18 protein-coding genes and 1 pseudogene are annotated in these 20,268 nt (G+C 40.4%); 17 read left to right on the plus strand and 2 right to left on the minus strand.

Annotation, left to right across the window (positions count from 1 at the left end; all coding sequences use genetic code 11):
* Nucleotides 1-48: 48 nt before the first annotated feature.
* Nucleotides 49-309, plus strand: a complete 261-nt coding sequence (locus HMPREF0851_RS16675) for a hypothetical protein (protein WP_009014126.1) — start codon at nucleotides 49-51, stop codon at nucleotides 307-309.
* A gap of 246 nt (nucleotides 310-555) precedes the next feature.
* On the opposite strand, the gene HMPREF0851_RS04770 is transcribed toward HMPREF0851_RS16675, so the two are convergent.
* Entirely contained in the window at nucleotides 556-2,673 is a 2,118-nt protein-coding gene (locus HMPREF0851_RS04770) for an LTA synthase family protein (protein WP_029693015.1), read from the minus strand.
* A gap of 149 nt (nucleotides 2,674-2,822) precedes the next feature.
* On the opposite strand from HMPREF0851_RS04770, the gene HMPREF0851_RS04775 reads away from it, so the two are divergent.
* From HMPREF0851_RS04775 to HMPREF0851_RS04850, 16 genes are all read left to right on the plus strand, one after another.
* Entirely contained in the window at nucleotides 2,823-3,986 is a 1,164-nt protein-coding gene (locus tag HMPREF0851_RS04775; RefSeq protein WP_009014127.1) for a class I SAM-dependent rRNA methyltransferase, read from the plus strand.
* A complete protein-coding gene (gene aroD / locus HMPREF0851_RS04780) occupies nucleotides 3,983-4,660 on the plus strand; it encodes a type I 3-dehydroquinate dehydratase (RefSeq protein WP_000767771.1) in 678 nt (225 codons plus the stop codon). The genes HMPREF0851_RS04775 and aroD overlap by 4 nt, the downstream gene beginning before the upstream one ends.
* Complete coding sequence (locus HMPREF0851_RS04785; protein WP_000762503.1) at nucleotides 4,650-5,504, plus strand: shikimate dehydrogenase; 855 nt, start codon at nucleotides 4,650-4,652, stop codon at nucleotides 5,502-5,504. The genes aroD and HMPREF0851_RS04785 overlap by 11 nt, the downstream gene beginning before the upstream one ends.
* A gap of 18 nt (nucleotides 5,505-5,522) precedes the next feature.
* The gene (aroB, locus tag HMPREF0851_RS04790; protein ID WP_000702130.1) at nucleotides 5,523-6,590 is read left to right on the plus strand and encodes a 3-dehydroquinate synthase; all 1,068 of its coding nucleotides are present in this window, start codon (nucleotides 5,523-5,525) and stop codon (nucleotides 6,588-6,590) included.
* Nucleotides 6,591-6,599: 9 nt separating this feature from the next.
* Nucleotides 6,600-7,766 carry a chorismate synthase gene (gene aroC, locus HMPREF0851_RS04795; RefSeq protein ID WP_001269893.1) on the plus strand — a complete coding sequence of 389 codons (1,167 nt, stop codon included), beginning with the start codon at nucleotides 6,600-6,602 and terminating at the stop codon, nucleotides 7,764-7,766.
* A 9-nt stretch (nucleotides 7,767-7,775) separates the two neighbouring features.
* On the plus strand, nucleotides 7,776-8,879 hold the full coding sequence (locus tag HMPREF0851_RS04800) for a prephenate dehydrogenase (RefSeq protein WP_001140491.1): 1,104 nt from the start codon (nucleotides 7,776-7,778) through the stop codon (nucleotides 8,877-8,879).
* Between the two features lie 10 nt (nucleotides 8,880-8,889).
* Nucleotides 8,890-9,228 carry a YlbF/YmcA family competence regulator gene (locus HMPREF0851_RS04805; protein ID WP_000065964.1) on the plus strand — a complete coding sequence of 113 codons (339 nt, stop codon included), beginning with the start codon at nucleotides 8,890-8,892 and terminating at the stop codon, nucleotides 9,226-9,228.
* A gap of 90 nt (nucleotides 9,229-9,318) precedes the next feature.
* Nucleotides 9,319-10,602: a 3-phosphoshikimate 1-carboxyvinyltransferase gene (gene aroA, locus HMPREF0851_RS04810; protein WP_009014128.1), complete on the plus strand. Its 1,284-nt coding sequence runs from the start codon at nucleotides 9,319-9,321 to the stop codon at nucleotides 10,600-10,602.
* On the plus strand, nucleotides 10,595-11,071 hold the full coding sequence (locus tag HMPREF0851_RS04815) for a shikimate kinase (RefSeq protein ID WP_001151391.1): 477 nt from the start codon (nucleotides 10,595-10,597) through the stop codon (nucleotides 11,069-11,071). Before aroA ends, HMPREF0851_RS04815 begins: the two co-directional genes overlap by 8 nt.
* Nucleotides 11,068-11,916 (plus strand): prephenate dehydratase, encoded by an 849-nt coding sequence (pheA, locus tag HMPREF0851_RS04820; RefSeq protein WP_000686412.1) that lies wholly within the window; start codon nucleotides 11,068-11,070, stop codon nucleotides 11,914-11,916. The genes HMPREF0851_RS04815 and pheA overlap by 4 nt, the downstream gene beginning before the upstream one ends.
* Nucleotides 11,913-13,208, plus strand: coding sequence for an LCP family protein (locus tag HMPREF0851_RS04825; protein ID WP_000032333.1), 1,296 nt, complete (start codon nucleotides 11,913-11,915; stop codon nucleotides 13,206-13,208). Before pheA ends, HMPREF0851_RS04825 begins: the two co-directional genes overlap by 4 nt.
* Before the next feature lie 143 nt (nucleotides 13,209-13,351).
* Nucleotides 13,352-14,188, plus strand: a complete 837-nt coding sequence (locus HMPREF0851_RS04830; protein WP_000130740.1) for a LicD family protein — start codon at nucleotides 13,352-13,354, stop codon at nucleotides 14,186-14,188.
* Nucleotides 14,178-15,281 carry a glycosyltransferase gene (locus tag HMPREF0851_RS04835; RefSeq protein ID WP_000225881.1) on the plus strand — a complete coding sequence of 368 codons (1,104 nt, stop codon included), beginning with the start codon at nucleotides 14,178-14,180 and terminating at the stop codon, nucleotides 15,279-15,281. The genes HMPREF0851_RS04830 and HMPREF0851_RS04835 overlap by 11 nt, the downstream gene beginning before the upstream one ends.
* Nucleotide 15,282: 1 nt before the next feature.
* Nucleotides 15,283-16,269: a glycosyltransferase family 2 protein gene (locus tag HMPREF0851_RS04840; protein WP_000446964.1), complete on the plus strand. Its 987-nt coding sequence runs from the start codon at nucleotides 15,283-15,285 to the stop codon at nucleotides 16,267-16,269.
* Nucleotides 16,270-16,284: 15 nt separating this feature from the next.
* Nucleotides 16,285-17,754, plus strand: a complete 1,470-nt coding sequence (locus HMPREF0851_RS04845; RefSeq protein WP_000565074.1) for an O-antigen polysaccharide polymerase Wzy family protein — start codon at nucleotides 16,285-16,287, stop codon at nucleotides 17,752-17,754.
* A complete protein-coding gene (locus tag HMPREF0851_RS04850) occupies nucleotides 17,747-18,781 on the plus strand; it encodes a hypothetical protein (RefSeq protein ID WP_000461492.1) in 1,035 nt (344 codons plus the stop codon). The genes HMPREF0851_RS04845 and HMPREF0851_RS04850 overlap by 8 nt, the downstream gene beginning before the upstream one ends.
* 126 nt (nucleotides 18,782-18,907) lie before the next feature.
* Here the strand turns inward: HMPREF0851_RS04850 and HMPREF0851_RS15425 are convergent.
* A pseudogene (locus tag HMPREF0851_RS15425) lies at nucleotides 18,908-20,178 on the minus strand (ISL3 family transposase).
* Nucleotides 20,179-20,268: the final 90 nt, after the last annotated feature.

Consider the following 20,268-nt stretch of genomic DNA (forward strand, 5'->3'; position numbering starts at 1 on the left):
AAGTCAATTCGACAAACGCTTTTATAGTTTGTTAGAATGTAGTTGTAAATGATTAAGATTGGTAATCAAAAATATATAGGGAGGAATGTTTTGAATAAGAAATATAATATAGTTCTATTATTGTTGTTTATAGTTTATTTATTTGGATATTTTTCAATTTCAAAAACATTAATTCCTATAATGTGTCTTTTTCAAGTATTTTTGATAGAACATATATTTAGAGTTCGAAATAGGATTATGCAGATAGGTGAAATTATAATTATTGTTGCTTCTATAATATTATTTATTGATAGTATATTGAGTTTGTAACAAAAGGCTTCTCTATAGAATCAAATTTTCCATATATCTGCTGAAGCTGATTTATTTCTTCATCCTTTCTTCTACTATATTTGTCACTAAATTTGTCACTAAATTTGTCACTAAATTTGACAGACATATATTGCTGATACAACCTCTCTACCTACAATCTCGCAGTTAATCTGAGGCTAGCTTCCTAGTTTGCTCTTTGATTTTCATTGATAAAAAGAAATGCTCCTCCACGATGGAAGAGCATTTTTATTGTGATTTTGATTCGGTTTCGGCAGACTCGGGGTGGAGTTCTTGGTAACTTGGTGCCTTGAAAAGGTCAGTACTGGTTTTACCTTGTCGTTGGCTAAAGAGACTAGTTGATTGACTACCTTTTTCCTGTTCAATCTTTTGCAGAATTGGTAAGGAATTGAGGTAAGAAATACTTTCTGTATCAACTGTTCCAAGATGATCTGCTTGGTAGAAACGTATCAAATCACCAGTTTGAATCTGGTCGCTGATTTTCAGTTGTTGACTGGCTGCCTGACGAACACTTTCCAGTTCAGTCTGAGCTTGTTCATCAAGATTGCTGATTTCAAGACCGCTCTCAGTATAGTAGGTTCGTCCGTCATAGCTAGTATATTTTGGTGTGACGAAGGAATTGGCAGTTCGAAAGGCAACGATTTCTTGATGATCTGGAGACAGAAGGTCTTGTCCAACTTGAAGGAAGGAATTGGACTCAATACCAAGGAGGTGTTCGAGAGTCGGTAAGATATCGATTTGTCCACCGTAGGTATTGATGATTTGCCCCTTTTCATAACCAGGCATGACTACCATAAAAGGCACTCGTTGCAACATGGCATTATCGTAGTTAGACCAGTTCTCAGAAGTCTTGCCAATCAAGGGTGCCAGCTCAGGATTGCGGGAGTTGGAAATTCCATAATGGTCTCCGTAAATGACGATGATGGATTTTTCATAGAGGCCACTTTCTTTGAGATAGGCAAAGAAAGCCTTGATGGCACTATCCAGATAGTTGGCTGTTTGGAAGTAGCCATTGATCGTTTCATCTTTGGTTTTAGCCAAGGGGAAACCAAGCTCATCGCCAGTCAGATTGCTAGCATAGGGATAGTGATTGGACACCGTGATATACTTGGCATAAAAAGGCTGCTGTAAATGCTCCAGATATTGGATAGAATCTTTCATCATGATTTTATCATTTAAACCATATTGGAAAGAATTGCTACTGTCTTGCTTGGTGAAGTAGGATGCGTCAAAGAAGTATTGGTAGCCCCATTGTTTGTAGGTCGTATTTCGATTCCAGAAGGTCCCGATATTACCGTGAAAGACAGCACTTGATTGGTAGCCGTTTTTTGATAGGATAAAAGGTGCTGCCTGCTGGGTATTGGTACCACCGTAGTTGACCATGAAAGAACCTTGGTTAAGTCCAAACAGACCAGTTTCCAACATAGTTTCCGCATCTGAGGTTTTACCAGCCTTGACTTGGTTAAAGATATTAGAAAAGGCTAGGGTTGATTGCGAATGGTAGAGGGAATTAAGGAAGGGAGTGACTTCGTGTTCAGTTCCATCTATGTTGAGTTTGTAGTCAAGCAGGAATTGCTGGAAACTCTCCAAGTGGAGGTAGATTACATTTTTCCCTTTGACTAAGCCAAAATAGTCTGGATTGGGCTTAGCAGCATGTTCTTGAATATAATCTGTAATAGGTTGAAGGTCGGTCTCAGAAGCCTTGGCACGTTCCTTATTTGCACTGTAGGATTGGTTGGCACTATAGCCTAAAAAAGCTGGCAAACTAAGGGCGCGGACAACGTAATAATTAGAAAATCCTCGCGATAGGAGATCGGGACGTTCAATCTCGGCCAAGAAAAGGTTAGCAGAAAAGAGCAAGGCTGAGAGAGCAGTGATAGCAACACTCGAGCGAAATTTGAAAGGTCTCCTATCCAAATGGATGAATTTTTTAAAGAAAAGAAAAGCCAGTACTGGGAAATCCATAAAATAGATAAAATCCCAAGGACGCAGCAACTCTAGTTCCGCAGTACCAACAGAAACTTTGCTGACAACCTTCATGCTATTAGCCGTGATAAAGTCACTAAATTCTCGATAGTAAAAGACATTGGAATAGAGCCAAATGAATAAAAGGCTATAAATAGCTATACTAATACTATAAAAAATCTTGGTTGACCGAGCATAGAGAGCTAGAGCTAGTAGAAGGAGGCCCAAAGGAAGGGGGTTGAAAAAGGCGATAAAGGCAAGGTAATTTCCCTGCAATTTGCCTACTTGAATATCTAAGTTAAAATCAACGGTATAGGCTAATAAGGTTTTGAGCCAATAGAGGATTAAAAGGGTTAGGACAAAACCCAGTCTGGTACCCATGGCTTTTTGGATTTTGTTAAAATTAATTCTCACACATTTACTTCCTAATTTTTAATTAGTATTAGTATACCATTTTTTAAAACGAGAGTAAAAAAGCAAGGGTAGTTTCTTTTTTGAGAATTGTCTAAAAATTTGATATAATGGTAGTTATGAATAGAATAAGAGTCAGTAAGCGGGTTGAAAAAAAGCTTATCAAAGGTCTAGTTTTACTAGAAGCCAGCGATCTTGAGAATGTCAATCTTAAGGAACAGGAAGTGGAAGTCCATAGTCAAGATGGAAATTTTCTTGGGACTGCCTACCTTTCCCAACAAAACAAGGGCTTGGGCTGGTTTATCAGCAAAGATAAGGTGACCTTTAATCAAGCTTTCTTTGAAACGCTGTTTAGACAAGCTAAAGAACAGAGAAAAGCCTACTATCAAGATGATTTGACAACTGCCTTTCGTCTCTTTAATCAAGAGGGAGATGGCTTTGGCGGGCTGACAGTGGACCTTTATGGCGACTATGCTGTCTTTTCTTGGTATAACTCTTATGTTTATCAGATTCGCAAGGTTATCTCAGAAGCCTTTAGACAGGTTTTCCCTGAGGTTTTAGGAGCCTATGAGAAGATCCGCTTTAAGGGGTTAGACTATGAATCTGCCCATATTTATGGCCAAGATGCACCTGACTTTTTCACTGTTTTGGAAAATGGTGTCCTGTATCAAGTCTTTATGAATGATGGCTTGATGACAGGGATTTTCCTAGATCAGCATGAAGTTCGCGGTAGTTTAGTGGATGGATTGGCTATGGGTAAATCCTTGCTCAACATGTTTTCTTATACAGCAGCCTTTGCAGTAGCTGCAGCCATGGGAGGAGCAAGCCAGACAACTTCGGTTGATTTAGCCAAACGTTCACGAGAATTGTCGGAAGCGCATTTTCAGGCAAATGGAATCAGCACAGACGAGCATCGTTTTGTGGTCATGGATGTCTTTGAGTATTTCAAATATGCCAAGCGAAAAGGCTTGACCTACGATGTGATTGTCCTAGATCCGCCTAGCTTTGCTCGGAACAAAAAACAAACATTTTCTGTGGTCAAGGATTATCACAAGTTGATTTCCCAGAGTCTTGAGATTTTAAATTCGGGAGGGATTATCATTGCTAGTACTAATGCTGCCAATGTTTCCCGTCAGAAATTTACAGAACAAATTGATAAAGGCTTTGCAGGAAGAAGTTACCAGATTTTAAACAAATACGGTCTTCCAGCAGATTTCGCCTATAATAAAAAAGATGAAAGTAGTAATTACCTCAAGGTGATTAGTATGAAGGTTAGTAAATGAAATTAATCGTTTCAGTAATGCCAAGAAGTTTAGAGGAGGCTCAGGCTCTGGATGCCACGAGGTATCAAGATGTTGATATTATTGAATGGCGCGCCGACTATCTGCCTAAAGAAGCGATTTTGCAGGTAGCTCCAGCTATTTTTGAAAAATTCGCAGGCCGTGAGTTGGTTTTCACCCTGCGAACTCGCTCTGAAGGGGGAGAAATCGACCTTTCTTCAGAAGAATATATCCATCTAATCAAGGAAGTGGCGCAACTCTATCAACCAGACTATATTGATTTTGAGTACTACAGCTACAAGGATGTTTTTGAGGAAATGCTGGACTTCCCAAATCTCGTTTTGAGTTACCACAATTTCCAAGAAACACCTGAAAACATGATGGAAATCTTGTCAGAGTTGACGAGCCTAAATCCAAAACTTGTTAAGGTTGCGGTGATGGCTCACACGGAGCAGGATGTGCTAGACTTGATGAACTATACACGAGGCTTTAAAACTCTCAATCCTGAGCAGGAATATGTAACTATTTCTATGGGAAAGGTGGGTAAGGTCTCTCGTATCACTGCAGATGTGACTGGTTCGAGCTGGTCCTTTGCTAGTCTAGATGAGGCAAGTGCCCCGGGTCAGATTTCTCTAGCTAACATGAAAAAAATCAGGGAGATTTTGGATGAAGCTTGATGGCTATACACGCTTAGCTGCCGTTGTTGCCAATCCAATTAAGCATTCGATTTCCCCCTTTATTCACAACAGCGCCTTTGAGGCGACAGCTACCAACGGTGCTTATGTGGCTTGGGAGATTGAAGCGGATGACTTGGAAGTCACAGTGGCTAATATTCGTCGCTACCAGATGTTTGGCATCAACCTGTCTATGCCCTATAAGGAGCAGGTGATTCCTTATTTGGATGAGCTGAGTGACGAAGCGCACTTGATTGGTGCGGTCAATACGGTTGTCAATCATAATGGCAATTTAATTGGATATAATACAGATGGCAAGGGATTTTTTAAGAGCTTGCCTTCTTTTACAATTACAGGTAAGAAGATGACCCTGCTTGGTGCAGGTGGTGCGGCCAAGTCCATTTTGGCACAAGCTATTTTGGACGGCGTCAGTCAGATTTCAGTCTTTGTTCGTTCAGTCTCTATTGAAAAAACAAGACCTTACCTAGACAAGTTACAGGAGCAGACAGGCTTTAAAGTGGACTTGTATGCTTTAGAATATGTTTCTGAACTGCAAGAAAGGATTGCCGAGTCGGATTTACTGGTCAATGCTACCAGTGTGGGCATGGATGGCCAATCGTCTCCAGTTCCTGAAAACTTAGTCTTACCAGAAACTCTCTTAGTAGCAGATATCATTTACCAACCCTTTGAAACACCATTTTTGAAATGGGCTAGGAGGCAGGGCAATCCAGCGGTCAATGGTCTGGGAATGTTGCTCTATCAGGCTGCAGAAGCTTTTCAACTGTGGACAGGAAAGGAAATGCCAACAGAAGAAATTTGGCAGTCTTTAACAGAAAAATACCAATAAAGAAAAGGAGATTCTCCTATGAAAATCAGAATCGATATTCCTCATCATCCTTATGATATTCAGATTGAAAAAGGCTGTCTGGCTCAGGCTGGTCAATGGTTGCGAGAACTTTGGCAACCACAAAAAGTGGTTATAGTAACTGACAACCATGTAGCCTCTCTCTATGCAGAGAAAGTCAAGCTCAGCCTAGAAGATGCTGGTTTTCAGGTAGCGGTATTTGACTTTTTGGAAGGGGAAGAAAGAAAGAATTTGACCACTGTTCAGAAAGTCTATGAATTTTTAGTCAAGCAAGGTCTGACTCGTAGCGATGGAATCGTGGCTCTTGGTGGCGGTGTCGTTGGGGATTTGGCTGGTTTTGTGGCCTCTACCTATATGCGGGGCATTCACTTTGTTCAGATTCCGACTAGTTTGACAGCCCAGGTTGATTCTTCTATCGGTGGAAAGACAGGCGTCAATACTCCATTTGCTAAGAATATGGTAGGAACTTTTGCCCAGCCAGACGGGGTTCTGATTGACCCACTTGTCCTTGAAACGCTTGGAAAAAGAGAGTTGTTTGAAGGAATGGGTGAAGTTATCAAGTATGGCTTGATTGAGGATCCAGAACTGTGGGCTCTCTTGACGGAGCTGGACGGTTCTGTAGAGAGCATTCTGGAATATGCAGAGATTTTGATTGAACATTCTTGTCAGGTCAAGCGCAAGATGGTAGTTGAGGATGAGTTGGACAATGGTGTTCGCCTTTACCTCAATTTTGGCCATACAATTGGTCATGCCATTGAAGCGACTGCCGGTTATGGAAAGGTCATGCATGGAGAGGCTGTAGCCATGGGCATGGTTCAGATTTCCAAAGTTGCTGAGGAAAAAGGTTTTATGCCAGCTGGTATTACCCAATCTATCACCGAGATGTGTCAGAAGTTTGGTTTGCCTGTTGACTATGAAAACTGGGATGTTGATAAGCTTTATCAGGCTTTGACTCATGATAAGAAGGCGCGTGGAAATACCTTGAAATTGGTCTTGGTACCAGAGCTTGGTTCAGCGACCATACACCCAGTTTCTCTAGAAGAGATGAAAGACTACTTGGTAAAATAAGGAGAGTGTATGAGATATTTAACAGCAGGAGAATCACACGGCCCGCGTCTGACAGCTATCATTGAAGGAATTCCAGCTGGGCTTCCTTTGACAGTAGAGGACATCAATGAGGACCTTAAACGCCGTCAGGGTGGCTACGGTCGTGGCGGTCGTATGAAAATTGAGAGTGATCAGGTTGTCTTTACTTCTGGCGTTCGCCATGGGAAGACGACAGGGGCTCCCATTACCATGGATGTCATCAATAAGGACCATCAAAAATGGCTGGACATCATGTCTGCGGAGGACATTGAAGACCGCCTTAAAAGCAAACGAAAAATCACCCATCCTCGTCCAGGTCACGCCGACTTGGTTGGGGGGATCAAGTACCGTTTTGATGATTTAAGAAATTCTTTGGAGCGTTCATCTGCCCGTGAAACCACCATGCGAGTAGCAGTTGGAGCTGTAGCCAAACGCCTCTTGGCTGAACTGGATATGGAGATTGCCAACCATGTCGTGGTCTTTGGTGGCAAGGAAATCGATGTTCCTGAGAATCTCACAGTTGCTGAGATTAAGGAGCGAGCTGCCCAGTCTGAAGTTTCTATTGTCAACCAAGAACGGGAACAGGAAATCAAGGACTATATTGATCAAATCAAGCGTGATGGTGATACCATCGGTGGGGTTGTAGAGACAGTCGTCGGAGGTGTTCCAGTTGGTCTTGGTTCCTATGTCCAATGGGACAGAAAATTAGATGCCAGACTTGCCCAAGCTGTCGTCTCTATCAATGCCTTTAAAGGGGTAGAATTTGGTCTTGGCTTTGAAGCTGGTTACCGTAAAGGTAGCCAAGTTATGGACGAAATTCTCTGGTCTAAAGAAGACGGCTATACCCGTCGTACCAATAATTTAGGTGGCTTTGAAGGTGGTATGACCAATGGGCAACCCATCGTTGTTCGAGGCGTTATGAAGCCCATTCCTACTCTCTACAAACCACTCATGAGTGTGGATATCGAAACCCATGAACCTTACAAGGCAACCGTTGAGAGAAGTGATCCGACTGCTCTTCCAGCTGCAGGCGTAGTTATGGAAGCTGTTGTGGCAACGGTTCTGGCACAAGAAATCCTTGAAAAATTCTCATCAGATAATCTAGAGGAATTAAAAGAAGCGGTAGCCAAACACCGAGACTATACAAAGAACTATTAAGGAGTTCCTATGGCAAAAACAATCTATATCGCAGGTCTTGGTTTGATCGGTGCCTCGATGGCACTTGGTATCAAACGCGATCATCCAGATTATGAAATTTTAGGTTATAATCGTAGTCAAGCTTCGAGAGATATTGCCTTGAAAGAAGGTATGATTGACCGTGCAACGGATGATTTTGCCAGTTTTGCTCCTATGGCAGATATCATCATTCTCAGTTTGCCAATCAAACAAACCATTGCTTTCATTAAGGAATTGGCCAACTTGGACTTGAAAGAAGGAGTGATTATTTCAGATGCTGGTTCGACTAAGTCAGCCATTGTGGATGTGGCGGAGCAGTATTTGGCTGGCAAACCTGTTCGCTTTGTCGGGGCCCATCCCATGGCCGGTAGTCACAAGACAGGGGCTGCTTCGGCAGATGTCAATCTTTTTGAAAATGCCTATTATATCTTTACACCTTCGAGCCTGACAAGTTCTGATACGCTTGAGGAAATGAAGGACTTGCTTTCAGGTCTTCATGCTCGCTTTATCGAGATTGATGCCAAGGAGCATGATCGTGTAACTTCTCAGATTAGCCATTTTCCTCATATTCTAGCTTCTAGTCTAATGGAGCAGACCGCGGTTTATGCTCAAGAACATGAGATGGCAAGGCGCTTTGCGGCAGGTGGTTTTCGAGATATGACTCGGATTGCGGAAAGCGAGCCGGGGATGTGGACTTCCATTCTCTTGTCTAATCGTGAGACTATTATAGACCGAATTGAGGATTTCAAGGAACGTTTGGAAGCGATTGGTCAGGCCATCAGCAAGGGAGATGAGGAGCAAATCTGGAATTTTTTCAACCAAGCGCGTGAGCAACGTCAGGCCATGGAAATCCATAAGCGTGGCGGTGTGGATAGCTCTTATGACCTCTATGTCGATGTTCCCGATGAAGAAGATGTCATCTTGCGGATTTTGGAACTACTACGTGGAACTTCCTTGGTCAATATCCATATCAACGAGGAAAATCGTGAAGACATTCACGGGATCCTACAAATTTCATTTAAAAATGCTCGAGACTTGGAAAGAGCTGAACATCTAATAACAGAAAATACCGACTACACAGTCGTTGTCAAATAAGGAGAACATCATGTCAAATATTTACGATAGCGCTAACGAACTCAGTCGCGCTTTACGCGAATTACCAGAATACAAGGCTGTCAAAGCAGCTAAAGATGCTATTTCAGCAGATGCTGAGGCAAGTAAAATCTTTACAGAATATGTTGCCTTCCAAGACGAAATTCAAAGACTGGCACAGACAGGTCAAATGCCAGACGCTTCCTTCCAAGCGAAGATGGAAGGCTTTGGCAAGCAGATTCAAGGAAATAGCCTCTTGTCAGAATTCTTTACCAAGCAACAACAATTGGCCATTTACCTTTCTGACATTGAAAAAATTGTTTTCGAACCAGTTTCAGAATTGCTAAAATAAGAAAATAACTATCATAAAGTCAGAAATTTTAAGGAATTTCTGGCTTTTTATGATAAAATAAGTAAAAGTATTGCAAGTATGAGGTCCAGTATGAAACTAAAAACAAACATTAGCCACTTACATGGCAGTATCCGAGTTCCAGGTGACAAGTCTATCAGCCACCGTTCCATTATCTTTGGAAGTTTGGCTGAGGGTGAGACCAAGGTTTATGATATATTGCGTGGTGAGGACGTGCTCTCAACTATGCAGGTTTTTCGTGACCTTGGTGTTGAGATTGAGGACAAAGATGGGGTTATTACTATTCAAGGTGTCGGTATGGACGGCTTAAAAGCGCCGCAAAATGCCCTTGATATGGGAAATTCTGGAACCTCGATTCGCCTGATTTCAGGTGTCCTTGCAGGTGCAGACTTTGAAGTAGAAATGTTCGGAGATGATAGTCTTTCCAAACGTCCTATGGATCGTGTGACGATTCCACTGAAAAAAATGGGCGTCAGCATTTCAGGGGAAACTGAGCGAAATCTACCTCCCCTTAACTTAAAAGGGACGAAAAACCTAGCACCTATTCATTATGAATTGCCAATTGCCTCTGCCCAGGTCAAGTCAGCCTTGATATTTGCAGCCTTGCAGGCTCAGGGGGAGTCTGTTATTATCGAAAAAGAGTGCACCCGTAATCATACTGAAGATATGTTGCAACAGTTTGGTGGTCATTTAAGTGTGGAGGGCAAGAAAATCACAGTCCAAGGGCCACAAAAATTGACAGGACAAAAGGTGGTCGTGCCAGGAGATATTTCCAGTGCAGCCTTTTGGCTAGTCGCAGGTTTGATTGTTCCAAATTCTCGTCTAGTACTGCAAAATGTGGGGGTCAACGAAACGCGTACTGGTATTATTGATGTCATTCGCGCCATGGGTGGAAAATTGGAAATAACTGAAATTGACCCAGTCGCTAAATCTGCTACTTTGACTGTTGAATCTTCTGACTTGAAAGGAACAGAGATTGGTGGTGCCTTGATTCCACGTTTGATTGATGAATTGCCAATTATCGCCCTACTTGCGACCCAAGCCCAAGGTGTCACAGTTATCAAGGATGCTGAGGAACTCAAAGTCAAGGAAACAGACCGCATTCAGGTTGTGGCAGACGCCTTAAATAGCATGGGTGCGAATATCACACCTACAGCAGATGGAATGATTATCAAAGGAAAATCAGCCCTTCACGGTGCTAGAGTCAATACTTTTGGAGACCACCGTATCGGCATGATGACAGCCATCGCAGCGCTCTTGGTTGCAGATGGAGAAGTGGAGCTTGACCGTGCAGAAGCCATTAATACCAGTTACCCTAGCTTCTTTGATGATTTGGAGAGCTTGATTCATGGCTAAGGTATTACTCGGATTTATGGGAGCTGGCAAGTCCACTATTGCAAGAGGATTGGATCCTAATTACCTTGATATGGATTCCCTGATTGAGGAGCGCTTAGGTATGTCTATTGCGGAATTTTTCGCTGAAAAGGGAGAAGGCGCCTTTCGTCAGATAGAATCAGAAGTCCTAGCTGAGTTACTAGAAACGGACCAAGTTGTGTCAACTGGTGGAGGAGTGGTCATTTCTCAGCGAAATCGTGATTTGCTCAAGACAAATTCTGATAATATCTACCTGAAAGCCGATTTTGAAACCCTCTACCAACGCATAGCAGCTGATAAGGACAATCAGCGCCCGCTTTTTCTCAATAATAGCAAGGAAGAATTAGCAGCTATTTTCCAAGAAAGACAGGCTTGGTATGAGGAAGCGGCTAGTCGGATTTTGGATGTGACCAAGCTAAGCCCAGAGGAAATTATAGAGGAACTGAGATGAAAATTGCTTATCTAGGTCCTAAGGGATCGTTTTCACACCATGTTGTGCAGACAGCTTTTCCTCATGAGGAATTGCAGGCTTTTGCCAACATTACAGATGTCATCAAGGCTTATGAGCAAGGATTAGTGGACTATTCTGTGGTGCCAGTTGAAAATTCTATCGAGGGTAGTGTTCATGAAACCTTGGACTACCTTTTTCATCAGGCTCGCATCCAAGCAGTTGCAGAAATCGTTCAGCCCATTCATCAGCAGTTGATGGTGGTTCCAGGTCATACTAAGATTGAAAAGATTTTTTCTCACCCACAAGCCTTGGCACAAGGAAAGAAATTCATCGATGAACAATATCCAGAGGCTCAAATCGAGGTAACAGCTAGTACAGCTTATGCGGCCCGTTTTATTTCCGAACATCCTAATCAGCCTTTTGCGGCTATTGCACCAAGAAGTTCTGCTGAAGAATATGGCTTAGAACTGATTGCCGAGGATATTCAAGAAATGGAAGCCAATTTCACACGCTTCTGGGTTCTGGGAGCTGAAAAGCCTAGTATGCCCTTGCAAGCACAAACTGAAAAAATGAGTTTGGCCTTGACCTTACCTGACAACCTTCCAGGCGCACTTTATAAGGCTCTGTCTACTTTTGCTTGGCGGGGAATTGACCTGACAAAAATTGAAAGTCGACCACTCAAGACAGCACTGGGAGAATACTTTTTCATTATCGATGTGGACTATGCTGATAAGGACTTGGTCCACTTTGCCCAAAAAGAATTAGAAGCGATTGGAATCCAATATAAAGTATTGGGCGCCTATCCTATTTATCCAATATTAGACCATGGAAAGGAGAGAAGATGAGTAAAGAAAATCCTTTAAGCCATCATGAGCAGTTGCGTTATGATTATCTTTTTAAGAATATTCATTACCTCAATGAGCGAGAGAAAAAAGAGTTTGCTTACTTGCAAGACAAATTAAATAGGGCAAGTAGTGACGCCACCTCAGAAAGTCAAGAATTGACTGAGGATTATAGAAAGACAAGTACTAACGCTTCAATTCCTCCTTATAATAGTCGTAGTCGTTCTGAGAGATACCAGAAGATCAATTCTCTTCCAAAGAAACAAGCTAAAAAGAGGAAGCTACGGTGGGGGCGTATTTTTGCTGGATTGCTTGCTCTTCTAGCCTGTGTCGGTTTTGGCATGATTTTTATGTTCCTAAAAGGCTATTCAAATGCTGATCCAAACAAACCTGCCAATGCTAAGGCTGCTAAAGTAGAAGTCTTTAATGGTCAAGATACCAAGGATGGGGTCAATATTTTGATTATGGGGACGGATGGACGAATTGGCCAAAACAGTGCTGAAACGAGAACGGACTCGATTATGGTCCTAAATGTTGGCGGCTCAGATAAGAAAATTAAGCTGGTCAGCTTCATGCGTGATAATTTGGTTTATATAGACGGTTATAGCCAAGTCATTAATGGTAAAAAGCAGTCCGATAACAAGTTAAATGTGGCCTATGAGTTAGGAGAACAAGAGGGACAAAAAGGGGCAGAAATGGTTCGCCAAATCTTGAAAGATAATTTTGACTTGGACATTAAGTACTATGCCTTGGTTGACTTTCAGGCCTTCGCAACCGCTATTGACACTCTGTTCCCTGATGGTGTGACAATTGATGCCCAATTTTCAACATTGAATGGGCATCCGCTAACAGAAGCTACAGTCGGAGATGATTTACATGCTACGGAAACAGAGTCTCCAACCCAGACTATTAAAGTCGGGAAACAGCAGATGAACGGTTCAACCTTGCTCAACTATGCTCGCTTCCGTGATGATGACGAAGGTGATTACGGTCGTACCAAGAGACAACAGCAAGTGTTGACAGCTGTTCTGCAGCAACTTAAGGATCCAACCAAACTCTTTACTGGATCAGAAGCGCTTGGTAAGGTCTTTGGTATGACCTCTACGAATGTTCCTTATAGCTTCCTACTGACCAATGGCTTATCCTTCCTAAATGGAGCGCAAAATGGTATAGAGAGATTAACAGTTCCGGAACTAGGCGATTGGGTCGATGCCTATGATGTCTATGGAGGACAGGCACTTTTAGTAGACCAAAATAAATATCAAACTAAACTTTCTCAGATGAGGATGAGATAAAATAATACAGGAAAAATCAAGGTTCGAATCACCAGTAAAACAGTGGTTTGGACTTTGATTTTTCGTAGTGTCTGATGGATTTTTAAGGGTTTTTATGGTATAATGAAACAATATAACTCGTTATTGAACAGAAGAGGAGAGATATGACTGATTTAAAAGCAATTCAGGCTCGTAGTCTGGAGATGGCTGAATATTTTGTGGGTTTTTGCAAGGAACATGATTTGCTCTGTTATCTCTGTGGTGGAGGTGCTATTGGCGCCCTTCGAAACAAGGGCTTTATTCCGTGGGATGACGACCTAGACTTTTTTATGCCCCGCAAAGATTATGAAAAATTAGCAAAATTATGGCCTCGTTATGCAGAGGAACGTTATTTCTTGTCAAAGAGTAATAAGGATTTTGTCGACCGCAATCTTTTTATTACCATTCGTGACAAGGAAACGACTTGTATTAAGCCTTACCAGCAAGATTTGAATTTGCCCCATGGTTTGGCTTTGGATGTTTTGCCTTTGGATTATTATCCGAAAAATCCAGCTGAGCGGAAAAAACAGGTTCGTTGGGCCTTGATTTATTCACTCTTTTGTGCGCAAACTGTTCCAGAAAAGCATGGCGCACTTATGAAATGGGGAAGCCGTATTTTACTGGGTTTGACTCCAAAATCTCTCCGTTATCGCATTTGGAAAAAAGCTGAGAAAGAAATGACTAAGTATGGTCTAGCTGAGAGTGATGGAATCACCGAATTATGCTCAGGTCCTGGCTACATGAGAAACAAGTACCCAATCGCATCCTTTGAAGATAATCTCTTCTTGCCATTTGAAGAGACAGAAATGCCCGTTCCAGTCGGCTATGATGCCTATCTCAGCACTGCTTTTGGTGATTATATGACACCACCACCAGCAGACAAACAGCTACCGCATCATGATGCTGTCATCGCTGATATGGATAAGTCTTATACAGAATACAAGGGAGAATATGGTGGCTAAGAAAAAAATCTTATTTTTTATGTGGTCTTTTTCTCTCGGGGGTGGAGCAGAGAAGATTCTATCTACCATTGTTTCAAATCTAGATCCAGAAAAGTATGATATTGATATTCTTGAAATGGAACATTTTGATAAGGGATACGAATCTGTTCCCAAGCATGTAGGCATTTTAAAATCCCTTCAGGATTATCGCCAAGCAAGATGGATTCGAGCTCTTTTGTGGAGAATGAGAATTTATTTTCCGAGATTGACACGTCGCTTACTGGTGAAAGATGACTATGATGTTGAAGTTTCCTTTACCATTATGAATCCTCCACTTTTGTTTTCTAAAAGAAAAGAAGTCAAGAAAATCTCTTGGATTCATGGAAGTATCGAAGAATTTCTTAAGGATAGCTCCAAAAGAGAATCACATAGACGCCAGTTGGATGCCGCGGATACCATTGTAGGAATTTCAAAAAAAACCAGTAATTCTATCAAGGAAGTCTATCCAGATTATGCTTCCAAATTACAGACGGTCTACAATGGTTATGATTTTCAGAGTATTCTAGAAACATCTCAAGAGAAGATCGATATCGAGATTGCGCCTCAAAGTATCTGTACTATCGGACGGATTGAGGAAAATAAGGGTTCTGACCGTGTGGTGGAAGTGATACGCTTATTACACCAAGAGGGAAAAAACTATCATCTCTACTTCATAGGGGCTGGTGATATGGAAGAGGAACTGAAAAAACGAGTCAAAGAGTATGGGCTTGAGGACTATGTACATTTCATTGGTTATCAAAAAAATCCATACCAGTATTTGTCTCAGATGAAAGTTCTCTTGTCTATGTCTAAACAAGAAGGTTTTCCTGGAGTGTATGTGGAAGCCTTGAGTCTGGGACTTCCTTTTGTCTCTACGGATGTCGGAGGGGCTGAGGAATTATCCCAAGAAGGACGATTTGGACAAATCATTGAGAGCAATCAAGAGGCAGCTCAGGCAATTATTGAATACATGACTTCTGCCTCAAACTTCGATGTCAATGAGGCTAGCCAATTCATTCAGCAATTTACAATTGCCAAACAAATCGAACAAGTAGAAAAACTATTAGAGGAGTAGCATGGAAACTGCATTAATTAGTGTTATTGTGCCAGTCTATAATGTGGCGCAGTACCTAGAAAAATCGATAGCTTCCATTCAGGAGCAGACCTATCAAAATCTGGAAATTATTCTTGTTGATGATGGTGCAACAGATGAAAGTGATCGCTTGTGTGATGCAATCGCTGAACAAGATGATAGGGTGTCAGTGCTTCATAAAAAGAACGAAGGATTGTCGCAAGCACGAAATGATGGAATGAAGCAGGCTCACGGAGATTATCTGATTTTTATTGACTCAGATGATTATATCCATCCAGAAATGATTCAGAGCTTATATGAGCAATTAATTCAAGAAGATGCGGATGTTTCGAGCTGTGGTGTCATGAATGTCTATGCTAATGATGAGAGCCCACAGTCAGCCAATCAGGATGGCTATTTTGTCTGTGATTCCCAAACATTTCTAAGGGAATACCTCATAGGTGAAAAAATTCCTGGAACGATTTGCAATAAGCTAATCAAGAAAGAGATTGCAACTGCCCTATCCTTTCCAAAGGGATTGATTTATGAAGATGCTTATTATCATTTTGATTTAATCAAGTTGGCTAAGAAGTACGTTGTTAATACCAAACCCTATTATTACTATTTCCATAGAGGGGATAGTATTACGACTAAACCCTATGCAGAGAAGGATTTAGCCTATATTGATATCTACCAAAAGTTTTACAATGAAGTTATGAAAAACTATCCAGATTTGAAAGAGGTTGCTTTTTTCAGATTAGCCTATGCCTACTTTTTTATTCTGGATAAGATGTTGCTAGATGATCAGTATAAACAGTTTGAAGCCTATTCTCAGATTCATCGTTTTTTAAAAGGCCATGCCTTTGCTATTGCTAGGAATCCAATTTTCCGTAAGGGGAGAAGAATTAGTGCCTTGGCTCTATTTATAAATATTTCCTTATACCGATTCTTATTACTGAAAAATATTGAAAAATCTAAAAAATTACATTAGAACGGGGGTGAGCAAGTGATTGATGGAAAACGATTATTATTTAGTTTGACCATAGTTAGCTATGCCTTGACGCTAGTAAGTGGAATTGTGTATCTGTTTAATAATGACAATGTTAGCTTGCTTTCTACTTTATTGTTCTTACTGGTTAGTAGCTTAATTGCTTGTTGGAATGATATCAAGTATTACTTAATCCATTTTATTTTCTTTTTAACTATTTTTATCTTTCTAGTATCAAGACCGACCATTGATTATTTTAGGGATGGTGCTTTGGATACCTATCATCCAATAGCCTATCGTTTTGCCTTTATAGTTGTCATGGTTTCGATTCTGGGCTTGACCATAGGAGGCATCCTGGCTCGTTACTTCATAACTAGGAAGAAAATAAAAGTAGCAAATATAGGAAATTCTCTAAAAGAGGTTTACATCAAGCGGTTGCGCTTTGTATCGCTAGGAGTTTTTCTTCTAACCTATCCTTTCTATTTCATTAGATTATTTGAACGACTCCTATATCGCTTGCAGACTTCCTACTATGCCTACTATGCAAATTTTGAAAGTAAACTGCCTTATATTACCTATATCTTGTCTACCTTTACGGTCTATGCAATGTGTATGTATCTGGCAACCAAGCCAAAGAAATGGCAGGCTACAGCAGTGCTTGTCTCCTTTATTGCAGCTAATACCATTCATTTGGCAATCGGGACACGCAATCCCTTTATTTTAAGTATTTTATTTGCTTTTGTTTATTACTTTATGCGGGAGCAAACTGAAAAAGGAAAATGGATTGGGTTTAAAGAAAAGTTAGCAATTTTTGTAGGTTCTCCTATTCTCATGTTAGCGATGGGAGTGCTCAATTATGTACGGGATAATGTCCAAGTTTCCCATACAGGTTTCTGGGATATCTTACTTGACTTTATCTATAAACAAGGGACTAGTTTTGGTGTCTTGGCTCGAGGTTTTCTATTTAACAGTAGCCTCCCTTACCGAGATTTCCGTAATTTTACTTTTGGTCCTGTCCTTGATTATTTTGCAAGGGGGAGTTTGGGGGCCATTTTCGGAGGAAAAGCCTTTGAGCATACAACCAATAGTGTGGAACTGGCTATTGATAGTAATAGTTATGCCCATAATCTATCCTATCTTGTCTTGAACAAGGAATACTTGAAAGGACATGGTATCGGAAGTAGCTATATTATGGAGTTGTATACCGACTATGGTATGATAGGAGTCTTTCTACTTAGTCTCTTACTAGGTATGTTATTCATAGCCATGCTGCAAGTAGCCTATCGTTCAAGAACAATCCTATTTGCCTTGTCTCTACTCATCTTGAATAATCTATTCTTTATGCCAAGAAGTAGCTTTTCAGAAAGTTTCTTCAATTTATTTACAATGCAATTCTGGGGAATTGTTCTTGTGATTATATTCGTAGCGAAAATGCTTACAAAAGAGAACCAGTATCTACTCAACAAAGGAGAAAAAAATCATGTTTGAACATTATTCAGTAGCTGATTTGTTTGCAAATCTTTACAAAAAACGAAAAGCAAATATTTTAGCTCTCATCGCTTTATTTGCTCTTATTGCTGTACCATTTACAATTAAAGCAGTTAAGAATAAAAATACTGTCAAAGACACAACAAGTTATTCAACTTATATCAGCTATAAAATCACCCCTCCAGAAGATTCAGCTAAAACGATTTTGAATCATCAAATTGGTGGTTATAGTGATTTCTATGGGAAATTGATTGATGGGAATTTGAATGGAGCTTATCTTTTCAATGATGTAGAACCGAGTAAGTTGAAAAAAATTGCCAGTGAATTGGATACGACAGAGTCAACCTTGAAAAATTCTACAAGCGACTATTGGTGGAAAAAATTGACCGTCTATTATATGATTGACGATGCAGGGGTTGGTGTGAAAATTTTGACACCAAGTAAAGATGCTAATGACTTGTTGGAGCGAAAAATTGATGGATTGATTGAGAAATTTAAACACACTTATGCAAATGTAAAAATTGAAAAATTGGAAACCATCAATTCTAAAGAATTGAATGCAAATGGTGAGACAGCGCTTGGATTAAACGTCAAGAATTTGATTCTTCGTTTAGCTGTTATTGGAGTAGTCTGTGTGATTTTGGTTGTGATGGGAAATGTATTGATTTATCTCTTTAATCCAACAATCAATAGAGCAGGTGATTTTTCTCAGTATCAAATTGATTTTGTAACAGAGATTACAACAATTGCTAATCTAGCAGATATTCTATCATATAAAAATGCTGGACAAGAATTGACTATTGTTAGCTCAAATAAAGCTATTCTAGATAAATTAAAACAAAATCAAGAGATTTTGAAAGGAATGCATTTTGTAGATTTACAAGATGTACCATCTCTTTTAGAAAGAGATACAGTCCTTCTTGTTGAAGAATACGGAGTGACTCGTTATAAGAAATTTGAACAAAGTCTTCAAATTCTTCGAAACTTAAATCGTTCTATCCTCGGTGTAGCAACCTTTAAATTATAAGCATCCTGATACATCGTGTCTTTAAAGTTGGCGAAGAGTCGATTTTGAGGCTCCATAATATTTGTAGTGGGTACCCTCCCTATAGATATTCTGGCTCTTTGTCAACTGTAGTGGGTTTAAGAAAAGCTAAGATCGAGAAAGGACAAAATTCGTCCTTTCTTTTTTGATGTTCAGAGCAATAAAAAACCGTTTTTTGAAGTTTTCAAAGTTCCGAAAACCAAAGGCCTTTCGTTTGATAAGTTTGATGAGATTATTGGTTGCTTCTAATTTGGCATTAGAATAGGGTAACTGAAGGGCATTGACGATTTTCTCTTTATCTTTGAGGAAGGTTTTAAAGACAGTCTGAAAAAGAGGATGAACCTGCTTTAGATTGTCTTCAATGAGTCCGAAAAATTTATCCGGTTCCTTATTCTGAAAGTGAAAAAGCAAGAGTTGATAGAGATTGTAGTGGTGTTTCAACTCTTCTGAATAGCTTAAAAGCTTGTCTAGAATCTCTTTATTCGTTAAGTGCATACGAAAAGTAGGGCGATAAAATCGTTTATCACTCAGTTTACGACTATCCTGTTGAATGAGTTTCCAGGAGCGTTTGATGGCCTTGTATTCATGGGATTTTTGATGAAACTGATTCATGATTTGGACACGCAAACGACTCATAGCACGGCTGAGATGTTGGAGTAAAACAGTCCAGTGGACTGTTTTAGCCTGAGTCTAGAAATTCTAAAGCGAAGCAGCTGTTTAGCCAAGTCATAGTAAGGGCTAAACATATCCATAGTAATGATTTTCACCTGACAACGAACGGCTCTATAGTAGCGAAGAAAGTGATTTCGAATGATAGCTTGTGTTCTTCCCTCGAGAACAGTGATGATGTTGAGATTATCAAAATCTTGTGCAATAAAACTCATCTTTCCCTTAGTGAAGGCATACTCGTCCCAGGACATAATCTCAGGAAGACGAGAAAAATCATGCTTAAAGTGGAAATCATTGAGCTTGCGAATGACAGTTGAAGTTGAAATGGCCAGCTGATGAGCAATATCGGTCATAGAAGTTTTTTCAATCAGCTTCTGAGCAATCTTTTGGTTGGTGATACGAGGGATTTGATGATTCTTCTTGACGATAGAAGTCTCAGCGACCATCATTTTTGAGCACTGATAGCAGTTAAAACGGCGTTTTCTAAGGAGAATTCTAGTAGGCATACCAGTTGTTTCGAGGTAAGGGAGCTTAGATGGTTTTTGAAAGTCATATTTCTTCATTAGACTTCCACAATCAGGACAAGAAGGGGCCTCATAATCCAGTCTAGCGATGATTTCTTTGTGGGTATCCCTATTGATGATGTCTATAATTTGGATATTAGGGTCTTTAATATCGAGTAGTTTTGTGATAAAATGTAATTGTTCCATATGATTCTTTCTAATGATGTTTTTGTCGCTTTTCATTATAGATCTTATGGGACTTTTCTACAACAAATAGGCTCCATAATATCTATAGGG

The sequence above is a fragment of the Streptococcus sp. M334 genome, assembly GCF_000187745.1.
GTDB lineage: Bacteria > Bacillota > Bacilli > Lactobacillales > Streptococcaceae > Streptococcus.